Origin of the sequence: Acinetobacter sp. YQ_14 (genome assembly GCF_043102985.1) — a bacterium.
GTDB lineage: Bacteria > Pseudomonadota > Gammaproteobacteria > Pseudomonadales > Moraxellaceae > Acinetobacter > Acinetobacter venetianus.
The window spans coordinates 246,415-259,841 of the sequence record NZ_JBICJJ010000002.1 but is presented as its reverse complement, the minus strand read 5'-3'; the positions used below and the strand labels follow the sequence as shown (position 1 = coordinate 259,841).

At 39.2% G+C, this 13,427-nt stretch carries 14 protein-coding genes; 6 read left to right on the top strand and 8 right to left on the bottom strand.

Annotation, left to right across the window (positions count from 1 at the left end):
- Positions 1 to 93 precede the first annotated feature (93 nt).
- The gene (locus tag ACF8D3_RS01220) at positions 94 to 981 is read left to right on the top strand and encodes an SDR family NAD(P)-dependent oxidoreductase (RefSeq protein WP_004877895.1); all 888 of its coding nucleotides are present in this window, start codon (positions 94 to 96) and stop codon (positions 979 to 981) included.
- 47 nt (positions 982 to 1,028) lie between these two features.
- Here ACF8D3_RS01220 and ACF8D3_RS01215 read toward each other — a convergent pair whose 3' ends face one another.
- The 3 genes from ACF8D3_RS01215 to ACF8D3_RS01205 all read right to left on the bottom strand — a co-directional run bounded on the left by ACF8D3_RS01215 (position 1,029) and on the right by ACF8D3_RS01205 (position 4,763).
- A complete protein-coding gene (locus ACF8D3_RS01215) occupies positions 1,029 to 1,910 on the bottom strand; it encodes a hypothetical protein (protein WP_004877897.1) in 882 nt (293 codons plus the stop codon).
- 68 nt (positions 1,911 to 1,978) lie between these two features.
- Positions 1,979 to 3,526 carry an esterase-like activity of phytase family protein gene (locus ACF8D3_RS01210; RefSeq protein WP_392469666.1) on the bottom strand — a complete coding sequence of 516 codons (1,548 nt, stop codon included), beginning with the start codon at positions 3,524 to 3,526 and terminating at the stop codon, positions 1,979 to 1,981.
- A gap of 142 nt (positions 3,527 to 3,668) precedes the next feature.
- On the bottom strand, positions 3,669 to 4,763 hold the full coding sequence (locus ACF8D3_RS01205) for an SDR family oxidoreductase (RefSeq protein ID WP_392469664.1): 1,095 nt from the start codon (positions 4,761 to 4,763) through the stop codon (positions 3,669 to 3,671).
- A 100-nt stretch (positions 4,764 to 4,863) separates the two neighbouring features.
- Here ACF8D3_RS01205 and ACF8D3_RS01200 point away from each other — a divergent pair, with 100 nt between their 5' ends.
- Both ACF8D3_RS01200 and ACF8D3_RS01195 read left to right on the top strand, forming a co-directional pair.
- On the top strand, positions 4,864 to 5,241 hold the full coding sequence (locus ACF8D3_RS01200; protein ID WP_023013868.1) for a MerR family DNA-binding protein: 378 nt from the start codon (positions 4,864 to 4,866) through the stop codon (positions 5,239 to 5,241).
- Between the two features lie 217 nt (positions 5,242 to 5,458).
- Positions 5,459 to 6,751, top strand: a complete 1,293-nt coding sequence (locus ACF8D3_RS01195) for an MFS transporter (RefSeq protein ID WP_004877905.1) — start codon at positions 5,459 to 5,461, stop codon at positions 6,749 to 6,751.
- A 50-nt stretch (positions 6,752 to 6,801) separates the two neighbouring features.
- Here the strand turns inward: ACF8D3_RS01195 and ACF8D3_RS01190 are convergent, their stop codons facing one another.
- Both ACF8D3_RS01190 and ACF8D3_RS01185 read right to left on the bottom strand, forming a co-directional pair.
- Complete coding sequence (locus tag ACF8D3_RS01190; RefSeq protein ID WP_019385543.1) at positions 6,802 to 7,578, bottom strand: HD domain-containing protein; 777 nt, start codon at positions 7,576 to 7,578, stop codon at positions 6,802 to 6,804.
- A gap of 87 nt (positions 7,579 to 7,665) precedes the next feature.
- Positions 7,666 to 8,562 (bottom strand): LysR family transcriptional regulator, encoded by an 897-nt coding sequence (locus ACF8D3_RS01185; RefSeq protein WP_392469662.1) that lies wholly within the window; start codon positions 8,560 to 8,562, stop codon positions 7,666 to 7,668.
- A 105-nt stretch (positions 8,563 to 8,667) separates the two neighbouring features.
- Between ACF8D3_RS01185 and ACF8D3_RS01180 the strand changes: the two genes are divergently transcribed.
- On the top strand, positions 8,668 to 9,423 hold the full coding sequence (locus tag ACF8D3_RS01180; protein ID WP_007480294.1) for an SDR family oxidoreductase: 756 nt from the start codon (positions 8,668 to 8,670) through the stop codon (positions 9,421 to 9,423).
- A gap of 50 nt (positions 9,424 to 9,473) precedes the next feature.
- Here ACF8D3_RS01180 and ACF8D3_RS01175 read toward each other — a convergent pair whose 3' ends face one another.
- From ACF8D3_RS01175 to ACF8D3_RS01165, 3 genes are all read right to left on the bottom strand, one after another.
- The gene (locus ACF8D3_RS01175) at positions 9,474 to 9,791 is read right to left on the bottom strand and encodes an AzlD domain-containing protein (RefSeq protein ID WP_007480296.1); all 318 of its coding nucleotides are present in this window, start codon (positions 9,789 to 9,791) and stop codon (positions 9,474 to 9,476) included.
- Positions 9,788 to 10,498, bottom strand: coding sequence for an AzlC family ABC transporter permease (locus ACF8D3_RS01170; RefSeq protein ID WP_312104693.1), 711 nt, complete (start codon positions 10,496 to 10,498; stop codon positions 9,788 to 9,790). Before ACF8D3_RS01170 ends, ACF8D3_RS01175 begins: the two co-directional genes overlap by 4 nt.
- Positions 10,499 to 10,581: 83 nt before the next feature.
- Positions 10,582 to 11,412 carry an AraC family ligand binding domain-containing protein gene (locus ACF8D3_RS01165; protein WP_392469659.1) on the bottom strand — a complete coding sequence of 277 codons (831 nt, stop codon included), beginning with the start codon at positions 11,410 to 11,412 and terminating at the stop codon, positions 10,582 to 10,584.
- A 323-nt stretch (positions 11,413 to 11,735) separates the two neighbouring features.
- On the opposite strand from ACF8D3_RS01165, the gene ACF8D3_RS01160 reads away from it, so the two are divergent.
- Positions 11,736 to 12,659, top strand: coding sequence for a DUF2167 domain-containing protein (locus tag ACF8D3_RS01160; RefSeq protein WP_392469657.1), 924 nt, complete (start codon positions 11,736 to 11,738; stop codon positions 12,657 to 12,659).
- A gap of 312 nt (positions 12,660 to 12,971) precedes the next feature.
- Entirely contained in the window at positions 12,972 to 13,400 is a 429-nt protein-coding gene (locus ACF8D3_RS01155; protein ID WP_392469655.1) for a hypothetical protein, read from the top strand.
- Positions 13,401 to 13,427 lie beyond the last annotated feature (27 nt).

Here is a 13,427-nt window from a genome sequence, read left to right as displayed (position 1 = left end):
ATATCGGTTAATATACATACAAAATAAAGTGCAATGTTTAATCGCAATAAGAAGACATTGCAAACAACAGCTTGATTAATGTAGGTAACTTACATGAACGGAAAACTCAAAAAACTTTTTCAGCAAAAAGTCGACGGTAAAACAATCATTGTCACAGGTGCATCTAGTGGCATTGGTCTAACGGTTTCAAAGTATCTTGCTCAAGCTGGCGCACATGTCTTACTACTTGCTCGTACCAAGGAAAAATTAGACGAAGTTAAAGCAGAGATCGAAGCAGAAGGCGGTAAAGCATCTGTTTTCCCATGTGATCTAAATGACATGGATTCGATTGATGCGGTTTCTAAAGAGATTCTTGCAGCAGTAGATCATATTGATATTTTGGTCAACAATGCAGGTCGCTCTATTCGTCGTGCGGTGCATGAATCGATTGATCGTTTCCATGATTTTGAACGTACCATGCAGTTGAATTACTTCGGTGCAGTTCGTTTAGTTCTCAATGTATTACCGCACATGATGCAACGCAAAGATGGTCAAATCATTAACATCAGTTCTATTGGTGTATTGGCAAATGCAACCCGCTTCTCGGCTTATGTCGCATCGAAAGCTGCGCTTGATGCATTTAGCCGTTGCTTATCGGCAGAAGTTCATTCGCACAAAATTGCAATTACTTCGATTTATATGCCTTTAGTGCGCACACCAATGATCGCACCAACTAAGATTTATAAATATGTACCAACGCTTTCTCCAGAAGAAGCGGCTGATTTGATTGCTTATGCAATCGTAAAACGTCCGAAGAAAATCGCGACAAACCTTGGTCGTCTTGCATCGATTACTTACGCGGTTGCACCTGACATTAACAACATTTTAATGTCGATTGGTTTTAACTTGTTCCCTAGCTCAACAGCTTCAATCGGTAAACAAGAAAAACTTAATCTTGTGCAACGTGCTTATGCCCGTTTGTTCCCAGGCGAACACTGGTAATCTTGAATGACATAAAAAACCTCCCTTAATGGGAGGTTTTTTATTATTTAATTACAGAAACTTGGTTGGTATTGATATACAAACTGGGTTTTGGTGGCTGTTGAGCTCGGTGCGTTATATTGCGTTAAACCCTTTAAAGCACTAAAGCTTAAAGCTGCCCGTGCCACGACTTTTTTGGTGTAATCCGCATTTGCATCTGCGTACTTAAATGACACCTCAACCACAGCAGGCTTCAATCCTGTATAAGGCATCTGGGTATACCACAAGCTCATTTCCAAATCGGCATCGAACTCGCCCAAATCAATGGTTGCGCCATCATATTTACGTTCATAAATAGTTAAACCACCAACCTGTTGTAAGCTCTGACTGTTGCTAAAGGTGTAATTGTTTTTAAAGCCCGTAAATAAAGTATTAATGTCTTCAAAATCATTGATCGTTCTTGACGTTGGAACTGTCGTAGACTTGCTTGCAACCACAAGAAAATTCAAATTATCTTTACGGGTAATATCATCTTCAAGCTTGGTTTTCGCACCTGACACGCTACTGCTCATATCTTCAAAATCAGTAATGTAGTGATCATAACCACGATATTTCAAAGTGACTTCTTTCGCGCCATTTTCGATACGCTCTCTAAAACTATAGCCCATATTATTTAGTGGGCAGCTTCCTTGAGTATCATAAAAACGGACTTCACGTTGCGTATCGAGACTCATATTCCCTGTGACATTACGGCTTATTTTATTTTCGATGGCTGTTTTCGCCTGAGAAAAATAGCTATTTACATTACTTGCTTCATTACCATAACTAAAATTGTTGGGATCTAATAATAATTTGTACTCGCGAGAAGTCACTTTAGGTGAAGCGTAGCTAAGCGATGGCAACACAACAATAGTGAGTAAAGTCATCAAGGTCAGTTTATTTATTTTCATCTTGGTTCTTCTTAAAAAAGTGAATTAAAAAAGCCCAAAAGTTTTTTGCTTTTGGGCTTCAAGTCTTGTTATGGATTGAACAAATTCAGCTTATCAACGACATATAAGGTTGGTGTATCGACACGCATACGCGCATTATCCAAATATTTTTGCTCTAAACCGTTATCATTTCTCCAAAGTCCCATGTCATCATCATTCAGCACACCAAGATGCTGATGATCAATCAACCATAAGCCTTCCATTTTGTCATGTGCATAACTCACTCGTTTGCCCATATCCAACACCAGGGTTTTGCTGACAGGTTGAATATTTAAGGCTTGTAAACCCTCCCACCCTTGAGTCAAAACATACTGTTCTAGTGTTTTGCCTGCGATGGTCAAACCTAACTTTGGATCTTGCTGTAAGTCACCTTGAGCCGCGACATTTTCTAGATTGGTGGCATCCTTCAGATCAATACGATATACATGTTTCATGATATTCGGATCGTCTTTGAGGAAGTTACCATCACGCTCAAGTACCAAAAACTCATGATCATTAATCGCGACAATCGCTGAGTTTGAGTTTGCTGCAATTTCTTGGCGATAAAGATATTGAGCAACCTTACCCGTCTCTAGGTTGATCGTCACAATACGGGTCAGCGTTGATTTATTGACTGCCTTGGTTGGCAGATTCATGGTGGATTGCATAATCCCAACCAATGTTTTTTGGTCAGGTGTAATCGTTAGACCTTCCATTCCACGATTGGCACGGCGATAACTAAACTCTTGCGGCAAGGTAAGCGTATTACGGGCATCCTTCGCAAAAGGATTGATACGGCCAATTTCTTTACCGTTAGCATCATAATGAACAATATGAGGCCCATATTCATCACTAACCCAGAATGTGCCATCTTTCAATGCAGCCAAACCTTCACTATCAAGACCATAGTCATCCAGCTTGATCGGATTCGTCACAGGATCATAAGGCTTGCTTGAATCAACAGTAATCACATGACCATTGATGTCGTAAGGAGTTTCACCAGTGCCACCGAGAGCAGCAGTATTCGGTAAGCCCGTGATATTTTTTCCATTACGATCTTTCAATAAAATCGTTTTGATCAGTTTGACTGAACCATCATCTTGTGCCTCAAACAAACCAATTTTAGGAACATAATCTGGAAGCGGGAAAATCTTACCCGCCCCATGAACACCATCATCATAGTCAGCATTTGGACCACGATCGGTAATCGCATAAAACTGTTTTTTATTCGTGGGATGTGCCGCAACGTCAGAACCAAAGCCACCTTGACGAAGGGAAAATGGGCTATCAATGGTTGTACCATTGGGCTGAAAGCTCGCTAGAATTTCATAAGGTAATGCAATGCCTTGTACAAATAAGTTGGCACCACACTGTACCGAACTTTGCTCGATTTCATTGGCATCCAATTGACCATTTTTGTTTTTATCCAGACCACTTTCAATACGTGTTCCAGCGCTCCAGCAATCATCATTACCCAACGCTAAAGGCGTTTGTTGAATCAAGCTGCTTAATCCATTTTGACCATTATCCCCATCAGAACATGCAGTCAATACAACCATCGAAGCCAATAAAGCCAAAGTGAGCGGTGTTTTTTTCATTGTTTACAAACATCATTGCCAAAGAGCCTTCATGCTAAGAAGCAAAAATGACAATCCCATGAACAAAAGATCACCAATCTATGACAACCGACGATGTGAATAAGTTTAAACTTATCCACAACTTGCCGCTTTTATCATCGGGTTATGGTTGTTGATAAACCCAAAGACTGGTTTTTTCCAAAGCTTTTCTTAAGTCCGTTTCTTGAATATCCCACTTTTGGATGAGTTGCATTAGCTGTGAAGTATTCAGCGGTTCTGTTCGGATAAAGTCCAACATTTCTGCGGACATTTCTAATTTTTGCGCCAACCATTTCCATCTTAAAATCATTCGCAGTACAGACAATGGTACATATTGCGTCGGTGCTTTTTGTTTCACCTGTGCGGCGATAATATTCAACATTTCAGCAAGAACAAATCGCTGTTGATGTGCAACCAAGAGTTCACGCTGTATTAAGCTTGGCTCAGTAGCAGCATGACTGATCACTCGCACAAGATAGTCGATGGTCACAAGTGGTAAATAGTGTTGTGGTGTCGCAGGAATGGCACTCATTTTTTTACGTTTTAATAAATCGACCATATGCGCCATCGGTTGGTTTGCAGGAATTTCGCCTGTACTTGCATCTCCAACAACCGTTGCTGGATGAATAATCGTCCAATCTAAGTTCAACTGCTTGGCTTGTGAAATCCATGCATAATGTGCCTCTATTTTCGAAGCTTCATAAGCGCCTTGGCGGGCATAAATCTGCTGCCAGTTACTTTGCTCAGGTGATGCTGAATCTATCCCGATTTGCTGTAAATGCTGCTCCAAAGTCAGCATAAATCCTGAAACATGAACAACACGTCGTAACTGACAATGTTGCTGCATACAACGCAGTAAATTTACAGCGCCTTCAACATTCACAGCGCGGGCTTGTTGCATACTGAGATTCCATGCAAATAAAGCACTTCCATTGTAAAGCGTATTGACAGTACTCAATTTCAGCCAATCAGACTTGGATATTGCAAGGTCTGGTTGGGTAACATCGCCTTGAATGCAAGTGAGTTTATCTAAAGAAACTTTTCGTTGAATGAGCCATGTCTCTAGCTCTGCTTGTTGTTTAGCTTTTTGACGTAATAATGCAAAAACCTGATGTCCTTGCTGCAATAACTCAGCAATTAAAAAGCGCCCAATAAAACCTGTAGCACCTGCAACAAATGCAATTTGTGTCTGCTGCTTATTTAAATCTTTATTTTCCATTGTGAATGACTCATTTTATTCAATGTAGGAATAGGCTAAAGGATGGAGTACACTCAATGGTCAAGATGTTTTTTAAGCAAATAATAAAAAAGGTGATGAAATGTTGATTGGTGAACTTGTAAAACAAACTAACCTCAGTCGAGATACCATTCGCTTTTATGAAAAAATGCAGTTGATTCATTCAATCACCCGCAATAATGGTTATAAAGATTATCCAGAACAAACACTTCAGCAAGTCCAGTTAATTCGTACAGCAAAAAACCTTGGTTTCTCACTCCATGAAATTAAGCAAATCTTAGCAATGACGGCGCAACAAGAAATTCCTGCAGATCAAGTACACAACATCTTCCAAGAGAAACTCGATGTGATTGACGAAAAAATTGCTCAACTTAATCAAATTAAACTGATGCTGAGCCGATTTACTCAAGGAGAGCCTTGTCCGTTACGACAGGATTGTCCTATTCCTGAATTAAATTAACTATTTTTCATAAAATTAACTTTTCCATATTGACCCTACTGCCCAGCCTCATGTTTTTTAAATAATTATTCAAAAATGTCCTGATTATCATCATATAAAAATACAGTCATAAAAAGCATACAAAATAGTGTCATTTTCATGCTTTTTTAGCTGTATATAACACTCTGCAAAGATTCAGTTATCGAATCTTGCTTAGTCGAGAAAGGAACATACATATATGAGTCAGACATATAGCAAGGAAGAAAGAACGAGTCGCATCAAAGGCATTGTGGGTGCGGCATCAGGGAATTTAGTGGAATGGTTCGATTTTTATATTTATGCCGTTTTTGCTGCCTATTTTACTCATGCACTGACTGCACCAGATATGGAGCCAACCACCAAAGCGATTTATGTGTGGGGTGTATTCGCCGCTAGCTTTTTTATGCGTCCGATAGGAAGTTGGTTATTTGGACGAATTGCCGACCGTCATGGTCGCAAAAAGTCTATGGTGATCTCTATTTGCTTAATGGCACTCAGTTCATTTCTATTTGCGGCATTACCAACTTATGATCAAGTCGGCATGCTTGCGCCATTCTTATTGCTCATGGTTCGTTTGTTACAAGGTCTATCCGTAGGCGGTGAATATGGTGCCGTCGCAACCTACATGAGTGAGCTCGGTTTGAAAGGGCAACGTGGTTTTTTTGCCTCGTTCCAATACGTAACACTCTCAGGCGGTCAGCTACTTGCCAGCTTGCTAGGCGTTATTTTGCTGGGCTTTATGACGGAACAGCAACTGAATGATGGTGGCTGGCGTATTCCATTCGTGATCGGGGGGATTGCAGCACTACTCTCTTTAGCTGCTCGAAGCCGCTTAGAAGAGACCTTATCGCATGAAGATGCTGAACGTGAAGAATCAGGTAGTTTGGTCGCGTTGTTAAAGCAACACTGGAAGACTTTCCTCTTGGTGGTTGGTTATACCTCAGCAGGTTCACTGACTTTTTACGTAGTGACGGTCTACTCTAAAACTTATCTCACCAATATCGGGATTGAAGGTAAAACCGTTGGCTTTATCATGACTGCGGCATTATTCGTATTTATGATTGCTCAGCCATTCTTTGGTATGTTGTCAGATCGAATTGGTCGTCGTGCGTCGATGTTGTCATTTAGCTTATTGAGCGCAATCTTTATCTATCCTGTCATGGTCATTGGTATGCGCAGTTTTGTTGATTCACCAGTGATTATTGCCTTGTTACTGATCTTCTTAATGATGCTGCTAAGTTTCTACACGTCTATCAGTGGCTTGGTCAAAGCAGAGATGTTCCCGCCTCATGTCAGAGCCTTAGGGGTCGGATTCTCTTATGCAGTCGGTAATGCCTTGTTTGGCGGTTCAGCACCTTCCGTTGCCTTGTTATTTAAAGATGCAGGCATTGAAAATACCTTCTTCGTTTATGTGATTATCATGCTCATCATCTGTTTCTTCTGTAGTTTAGCGCTACCGAAAAAACCTGCTTATTTAGAACATGATCACTAAATAAATTCTGCCCTCATCCAAACCACTTTTGCTCGACAAAGGTGGTTTTTTTATTGTCCTGCTTTTTCCAGATATGGATTGAGATTGACTAAATGCTTAAAGCCACTCTGAACGACCATTGCTGTACGAGACTGAGGACGTGTAAATGCTTCATGCTGGGTAAATTCGATCATGTGTTGATTAAAGTCTAAACGTGGATATTTTTGAAATAACTGTTGTCTAAACTGGGGCGAAAATTCAAAACCTCGGCTTCCAATCACATCACAACTTGCTGCTTGTTGGAGTAAATGTGCTTCAACGCCATCATCAACAGCCACATAAGGATTCATGTGCATACTAATCGCATCAAACAACTGATCAACACGCGGTATCTGCCAACCTTGCTCAATGGACCAATCCTTAGCAGCATAAGCGCCCTGCCCAGCAAAACAACGACAAGTATCATTATGTTGATAATGTTGTTCGGTCATCCCTAAATCATGTAATAAACAAGACACCGCCAACAACTCATGATCATGTTTTAAATCATGCATCTTGGCAAAGGCTACTGCGTAGTGCCATGTGCGCAAACAGTGATTTTGTAAGGCGATTGAGCTACAAGATTGCATTTTTTCAATCGCGTGTTTTACATCATTGCTATCAGGCAAAAGTAGATCGTCTAAGCTCAACCCCAACCGAGCATTTGACTGAGTTCGACCTGCTAAAGCATACATTTTTATACTTTGTTTGAGCACAGGGAATAGGCTATGACTCAATAGCCGCATCCGATCTTTTAAGGATAAGTCACCTAAAGTCTGTGCCATCCATGCTTGTCTGCCAATGTGCATTTTTATCACCCATAAAATTAGAGTAATTACTCTAATTTTAGTTTTTACTGTAAATCGCTTTAGTTGTCAAAATATTAAAGGATCATTCTAATAATGGAGAGCAAGCTCACTTTTCAGCAGATCATTAAGCCAATCAATGAAGTCCTGAAAATATTCTGGACGATATTGACGGTCTGTAAGCAAAATATTGACAGGTAATTCAGAGCTAGGAACGTGTTCAAATAAGCGCTGTAATCGACCTTGTTGTACATAATTTTTCGCATCAAACGCTGGAATCTGGATAATGCCCAATCCTGCTAAACCCGCTTGAATATAGGCTTCTGTATTTTCAATCAATAAACGATATGGCATTTTGACGCGATGATTTTTAAATACTAATTCGCTCAGCTCTCGATAATGCTTAGCAACATGATAATCAACGGCAAAATGCTGTTGCAGCTCATCAAAATCTTTAGGAATGCCAAACTCAGTCAAATATTGCGGCGCAGCCAATGTCCAAATTTCAGTTTGACAAATCGGCTTGATCAGTAAATATTCATCCTGTACCTGCCCGACTCGAACAACACAATCAAGTTGTTGTTCAATCAAATTGGAAAAATCATCACTGCCATTAATCAGAACTTTCACTTTTGGATAACGTTGATAAAACGCTTTTAAATTTGGAATCAAAACTTGGGTGGCTAAACGTTTCGGCATCCCAATGCTGATTTTACCTTCCTGACTGCGTACCTGCGTTTTAAAACGATTGAGCTCTTTTAATTGTGCAACCAAACGCATTGCTTCGTCATAAAACAAACTGCCCTCATGCGTGAGAGCCACCTTACGAGTCGTGCGATAAAACAACAGCACTTCATATTCCTTTTCTAGCGCTTGGATCGCATAGGTCACATTGGAACGTGGTAAGCCTAATTGCACCGCGGCTTGTGCAAACGATTGCTTCTCTGCCACCAAACAGAAGATTTTTAAACGGTCTATTTTATCCATTTTATTATTCAACTTTTCTGCACAATCAGTTCAATACTAACAACTATTTCAAACAAATAAATTCCTTTAGCATCATTTCATAGATAACATCATGAGGAAAAATAAATGTCACAACATCATCTCAAAGGCAAAACCGTACTAATCACTGGCGGCGCAAAAAATTTAGGTGGTTTAATTTCACGTAAATTTGCTGAGCAAGGTGCAAACTTATTAATTCATTACAATAGCACTGCAACCCAAGCAGATGCCGAGGAAACATTAAAAGCAGTTCAAGCATTCGGGATCAAAGCGATTTTGGTTCAAGCTGATTTATCCAATATTCAAAATATCGAACAACTTTTTATACGAGCTAAAGCAGAGTTTGGTGGTGTGGATATCGCGATTAATACCGTCGGACGTGTACTCAAAAAACCATATTTAGATACCACTGAACAAGAGTTTGATGGAATGAATGACATCAACAATAAAATTGCCTATTTCTTTATCCAATCAGCAGGCCGACATCTCAATCCAAATGGAAAAATTTGTACCATCGTCACCAGTCTATTGGCGGCCTACACAGGACTATACTCAACCTATGAGGGTTTAAAAGCGCCAGTCGAACACTACACTCGTGCCGCATCTAAAGAGTTTGGTGAACGTGGTATTTCAGTCACTGCTGTTGCCCCAGGCCCAATGGATACACCGTTCTTCTATGGGCAAGAAGCACCTGAAGCGGTGGCTTATCACAAATCGGCATCTGCATTAGGCGGATTGACTAAAATTGAAGATATTGAACCATTGGTTCGCTTCTTAGTAACAGATGGATGGTGGATCACAGGACAAACTATTTTTGCCAATGGTGGTTATACCACACGCTAAGAGGTGCAAATTTAAAGCTTGGGTTCATGCCATTAATGACCCAAGTTTCTTTAATTCAACCAAAAGACCAAAGCGTAAAAACATGCCAAACTGAGAATAATCGTCGCTAAGGTATGTCGTACCGTATAAGCAATTCCAATTGTTAAGACTGTGGCAAGAAAATAAGGATTTAGTAATGTCGAACGAAATACGCCTTGCTCATCCATAAAGACAATCGGTGTCGCAATTGCGGTGAGTAAACAAGGTGCTGAATATTGCAATGATTGTTGAAACCACTTCGGTAAACGTAAAGGAATATTCGGTTCAAGCAAAATATAGCGATTCATAAATACCACGAGCGCTAGAATAATCAGAAGAAACCAATTCATGCCGCACGCTCCCGAAGATTCTGCAAACAAGTCGCGGTCAGCATCCCAATGACACCCGCTAAAATTGCCGCACTTTTAATTCCTAGACTCAAAAACACAATCGTAAGTACTACAGACACCATCACGCCAACGAGCGTATTGAGATTCTTAATAAACGGAACTACGATTGCGATAAATGTCGCAACAATCGAAAAATCTAAATGATATTGATCTAAATTTGGTACGGATGCCGCAAGCAACACACCACAAATACTGAATAGTACCCAACATAGATAAAAACAAATGCCTGCACCCAATAAATAATAAATATAGTGTTGCTGTTTTTTGATACTGACCGCAAATAACTCATCTGTGAGTAAAAATCCAAGCATAAGTCGATGCTTCAAAGGCTGCTTAGAAATATCATCTCGTAAATACAACGCATATAAATAATGCTGTGTCGTAATCAGAAATACCGAAATAATAATCGTCAACGCAGGTGTACCCACCATCACTAAACCTAGCGTCATCAATTGCGCTGCGCCTGCAAAAACTAATGCCGACATGCCGATTGCTTGCAGCGTGGTTAGCCCAGCTTGAATCGCCATTGAACCCGCCAATAATCCCCAAGGTAAAACGGCAAAACACAGAGGTAGAATTTTGATCACACCATTGAGAAATGCCTTGGATTCAGACATTGGGGTGTCATCTATGCTTTCAGTTAACATCAAAATCACAATTACTCGTCGAACAGATCATGACTATGCCAAATTTCGACGTATTCGAATTGTATAAAATTGCTGTTTTAGTTTTATTTGAGGTAGGCGATATAACCGCCCGGTGTAATACCGAAAGTTTGACGGAAATGACGACTAAAATGACTTTGATCAGAAAAGCCACACTGTTGCGAGACCTCTGATAAATTTAGTCCTTGCCTCAATAGCTTTTGTGATTTCTGTAACCGCGCTTGGATTAACCATGCATGGGGTGAGAGTCCAACATGCTTTTTAAACTGGCGTAGAAAATGCCACTGACTGAGATTTGCCATTTCTGCAAGTTCAGCCAAAGAAAATTCTTGTTCAGGCATACTTGCCATCAGTTCTTTAATCCTTAATATACGTTGCTTCGCATTACTCAGATCAACAGCCGTTGGACGTACTTGGCTATATTTAGAAACAAGCCATGCTATTGTTGATAAAAATAAAGTTTGTTTGAGCAAAGTATTACTCGGCTGTTCAAGCAGATCGAACAGCAAACGAAACTGTTGTGCCAAACCTTCATCATGTAAGACCGCTTCTCTAAACCACGGTGCTGTCCCATGAATCGTGGTGATATCTCGTGTTAGTTCTTGGAAAACTTCTGGCGTTGGATAAATCGCTCGATAACGCCAACCCGTTTCTACTGCAGAAGATCCTGTATGGATTTCATCGGCATTCACCAAAATAATATCGCCTTGTGGTGCAACATGATTGCCACCCGTTCGATAAAAGCGTTGTGCGCCCTCTTCAATGACACCAATACAAAAACCTTCATGAACATGGCGAGAAAACTCCTGTTGAAAGTAACTAGCTTTCAACATTTCTAAACCACCGAGTTCTTCAAGGTGTAAATAATCCACTTGTTCTCGAGGTCTACGCGACATCACGACCTCCTAAGGCTAATATGCATCATTGCAGGTTAACGCGATTGCATGAAACTTATAGAATAAAATTGCTGTTTTTCAAAATCCAGTACATTCAACTCATCCCCAAGCTCATCATACTGCTATATTTTTCCCAATAAATTTATTAAACCATCAATATATTTTTAAACAATAATATTTATTACATTCCAATATAAATAAATGCTTTTATTTTAAATGATTAAAAAATTATTTTAATTTTAGATAAAAATATTTTAGAATCCGCTGATAATTTATTCAATAAATTGTAATAAAACGAATAGCTAAAATATTGTGAGAATTTCATGTTAAATCAGTTACAACCGAAAAAATTAACCTCTTTAAGTTATGCAATTGCATTAAGTCTGTCTATGCTAGGTGTGGCTTCAGCGCCAAGTTATTCATTTGCTTCAGCATCAACAGAAGAAACAACTATGAATAACATGCAAACTCAACAAGCTGAAGAAAACCCAATGTCAAAACTAGACTGGCATTTAGGTCCTAAAAAAGAAAATGTTGCCAATGTCGCGACATTAAATACGCTCAAAGATGAAGGATTTTTAGATCCGGTTAACTCAGATAAATTTCTAGAATTAACAGGCAATCTTACCAGTGGCAGCACCAATATTCTTGTTGCTCCAGATAATTCATGGTGGGCAACATTTGATTTTGATCCCGCTGGATATGTAAAAGATGATGAAAAAATAGATGCAGATGCATTATTAGAACAGCTTAAAGCCTCAGATGAGCCATCGAATAAAGAACGTGAGCGTTTAGGTTTTCCAAAACTTTACACAGTGGGTTGGGCGGTGCCGCCACATTATGACAATCAAACTAAACGTTTAGAATGGGCATTGAAAATTCGTGATGATAATAATTCAGAAGCAATCAATTACACCATTCGTATCTTAGGTCGTACAGGTGTAACCAGTGCCACACTCGTTTCTGATGAAGAAGGACTAACTCAAAATATTGATGCCTTTAAATCAAGTTTAAAAGGATTCGAATATAACTTTGGTGAGAAATATTCTGAATATCGTGAGGGTGATAAAGTTGCAGAATATGGCTTAGCCGCTTTAATTGCGGGTGGTGCAGCCGTTGTAGCAACTAAGAAAGGCTTCTGGGCAGCAATTGCAGCCTTTTTTGCAGCAGCATGGAAATTTGTTGCTGTGGGTGTGGTTGCTTTAGGTGGATGGATTAGCTCTTTATTCAAGCGAAATAAATCATAAATGCATTTACCCTTAGAAATACTGATCATTATCGGGTTATATGGATTTTATCTTTATGACTCTGCTCGTCTATATTTTTTTAATGAATTCAATATGACTAAGGGTATTCGCTCAAGCTTTAAATTCCAACACGTTCCTAAATCATTTAGTTTTTTGAGTAAGTATTTATTTATTCCTAATATGTTTTTCACGCATCAATTGATATTCAAATGTGCTTGGAAAATAAAACAATCCATACCATCAGATCAGTCCACAGATGTCGACTCTATTCTATTGATTAGCAAAACATTGAGACCACTACAATGGACTAATATGTTGATATCATTATTAACACTGGTCTTACTCCCTCTATTGTTACTACTCAAATTAAGTTATTTACCTTTAGCAATCACAATTATTACGATCTATATTCTTAATATCTCATCATTACTTTTTGTTATTTTAAAACGGAAATCACTGCAACTGTCTTGGGCTAAAATTTTCCAGTTTTTCCTCGATATATTGTTATGTCCGCCTTTCGCATTAAACCTATTGCGTAAAATTAGCTTAAATTATCACGTTCAAATGGAAGGGATTGCTCTTGCAGAAAAGCTGCTAAATCCTTCAGACTACCAAGTGCTTTTAGAACAGATTATTTTAGATATTAACCATTTAAAAACATCAACCAATGATAAAAATTTAACGCATTTATTGTCCAAAGAAGCGCTTTTACGTTCATCACTCAACATCAATAAAGAATAAAAAAACCTTCCCAAAGGAAGGTTTTTA

What these genes read in the sequence shown, in the direction of transcription:
- ACF8D3_RS01215 (WP_004877897.1), bottom strand. Translation starts at nt 1,910, where the DNA reads ATGAAAATAAATAAACTGACCTTGATGACTTTACTCACTATTGTTGTG.
- ACF8D3_RS01185 (WP_392469662.1), bottom strand. Translation starts at nt 8,562, where the DNA reads ATGGATAAAATAGACCGTTTAAAAATCTTCTGTTTGGTGGCAGAGAAG.
- ACF8D3_RS01160 (WP_392469657.1), top strand. Translation starts at nt 11,736, where the DNA reads ATGTTAAATCAGTTACAACCGAAAAAATTAACCTCTTTAAGTTATGCA.
- ACF8D3_RS01220 (WP_004877895.1), top strand. Translation starts at nt 94, where the DNA reads ATGAACGGAAAACTCAAAAAACTTTTTCAGCAAAAAGTCGACGGTAAA.
- ACF8D3_RS01165 (WP_392469659.1), bottom strand. Translation starts at nt 11,412, where the DNA reads ATGTCGCGTAGACCTCGAGAACAAGTGGATTATTTACACCTTGAAGAA.
- ACF8D3_RS01175 (WP_007480296.1), bottom strand. Translation starts at nt 9,791, where the DNA reads ATGAATTGGTTTCTTCTGATTATTCTAGCGCTCGTGGTATTTATGAAT.
- ACF8D3_RS01180 (WP_007480294.1), top strand. Translation starts at nt 8,668, where the DNA reads ATGTCACAACATCATCTCAAAGGCAAAACCGTACTAATCACTGGCGGC.
- ACF8D3_RS01200 (WP_023013868.1), top strand. Translation starts at nt 4,864, where the DNA reads ATGTTGATTGGTGAACTTGTAAAACAAACTAACCTCAGTCGAGATACC.
- ACF8D3_RS01170 (WP_312104693.1), bottom strand. Translation starts at nt 10,498, where the DNA reads ATGTTAACTGAAAGCATAGATGACACCCCAATGTCTGAATCCAAGGCA.
- ACF8D3_RS01210 (WP_392469666.1), bottom strand. Translation starts at nt 3,526, where the DNA reads ATGAAAAAAACACCGCTCACTTTGGCTTTATTGGCTTCGATGGTTGTA.
- ACF8D3_RS01190 (WP_019385543.1), bottom strand. Translation starts at nt 7,578, where the DNA reads ATGCACATTGGCAGACAAGCATGGATGGCACAGACTTTAGGTGACTTA.
- ACF8D3_RS01155 (WP_392469655.1), top strand. Translation starts at nt 12,972, where the DNA reads ATGTTGATATCATTATTAACACTGGTCTTACTCCCTCTATTGTTACTA.
- ACF8D3_RS01195 (WP_004877905.1), top strand. Translation starts at nt 5,459, where the DNA reads ATGAGTCAGACATATAGCAAGGAAGAAAGAACGAGTCGCATCAAAGGC.
- ACF8D3_RS01205 (WP_392469664.1), bottom strand. Translation starts at nt 4,763, where the DNA reads ATGGAAAATAAAGATTTAAATAAGCAGCAGACACAAATTGCATTTGTT.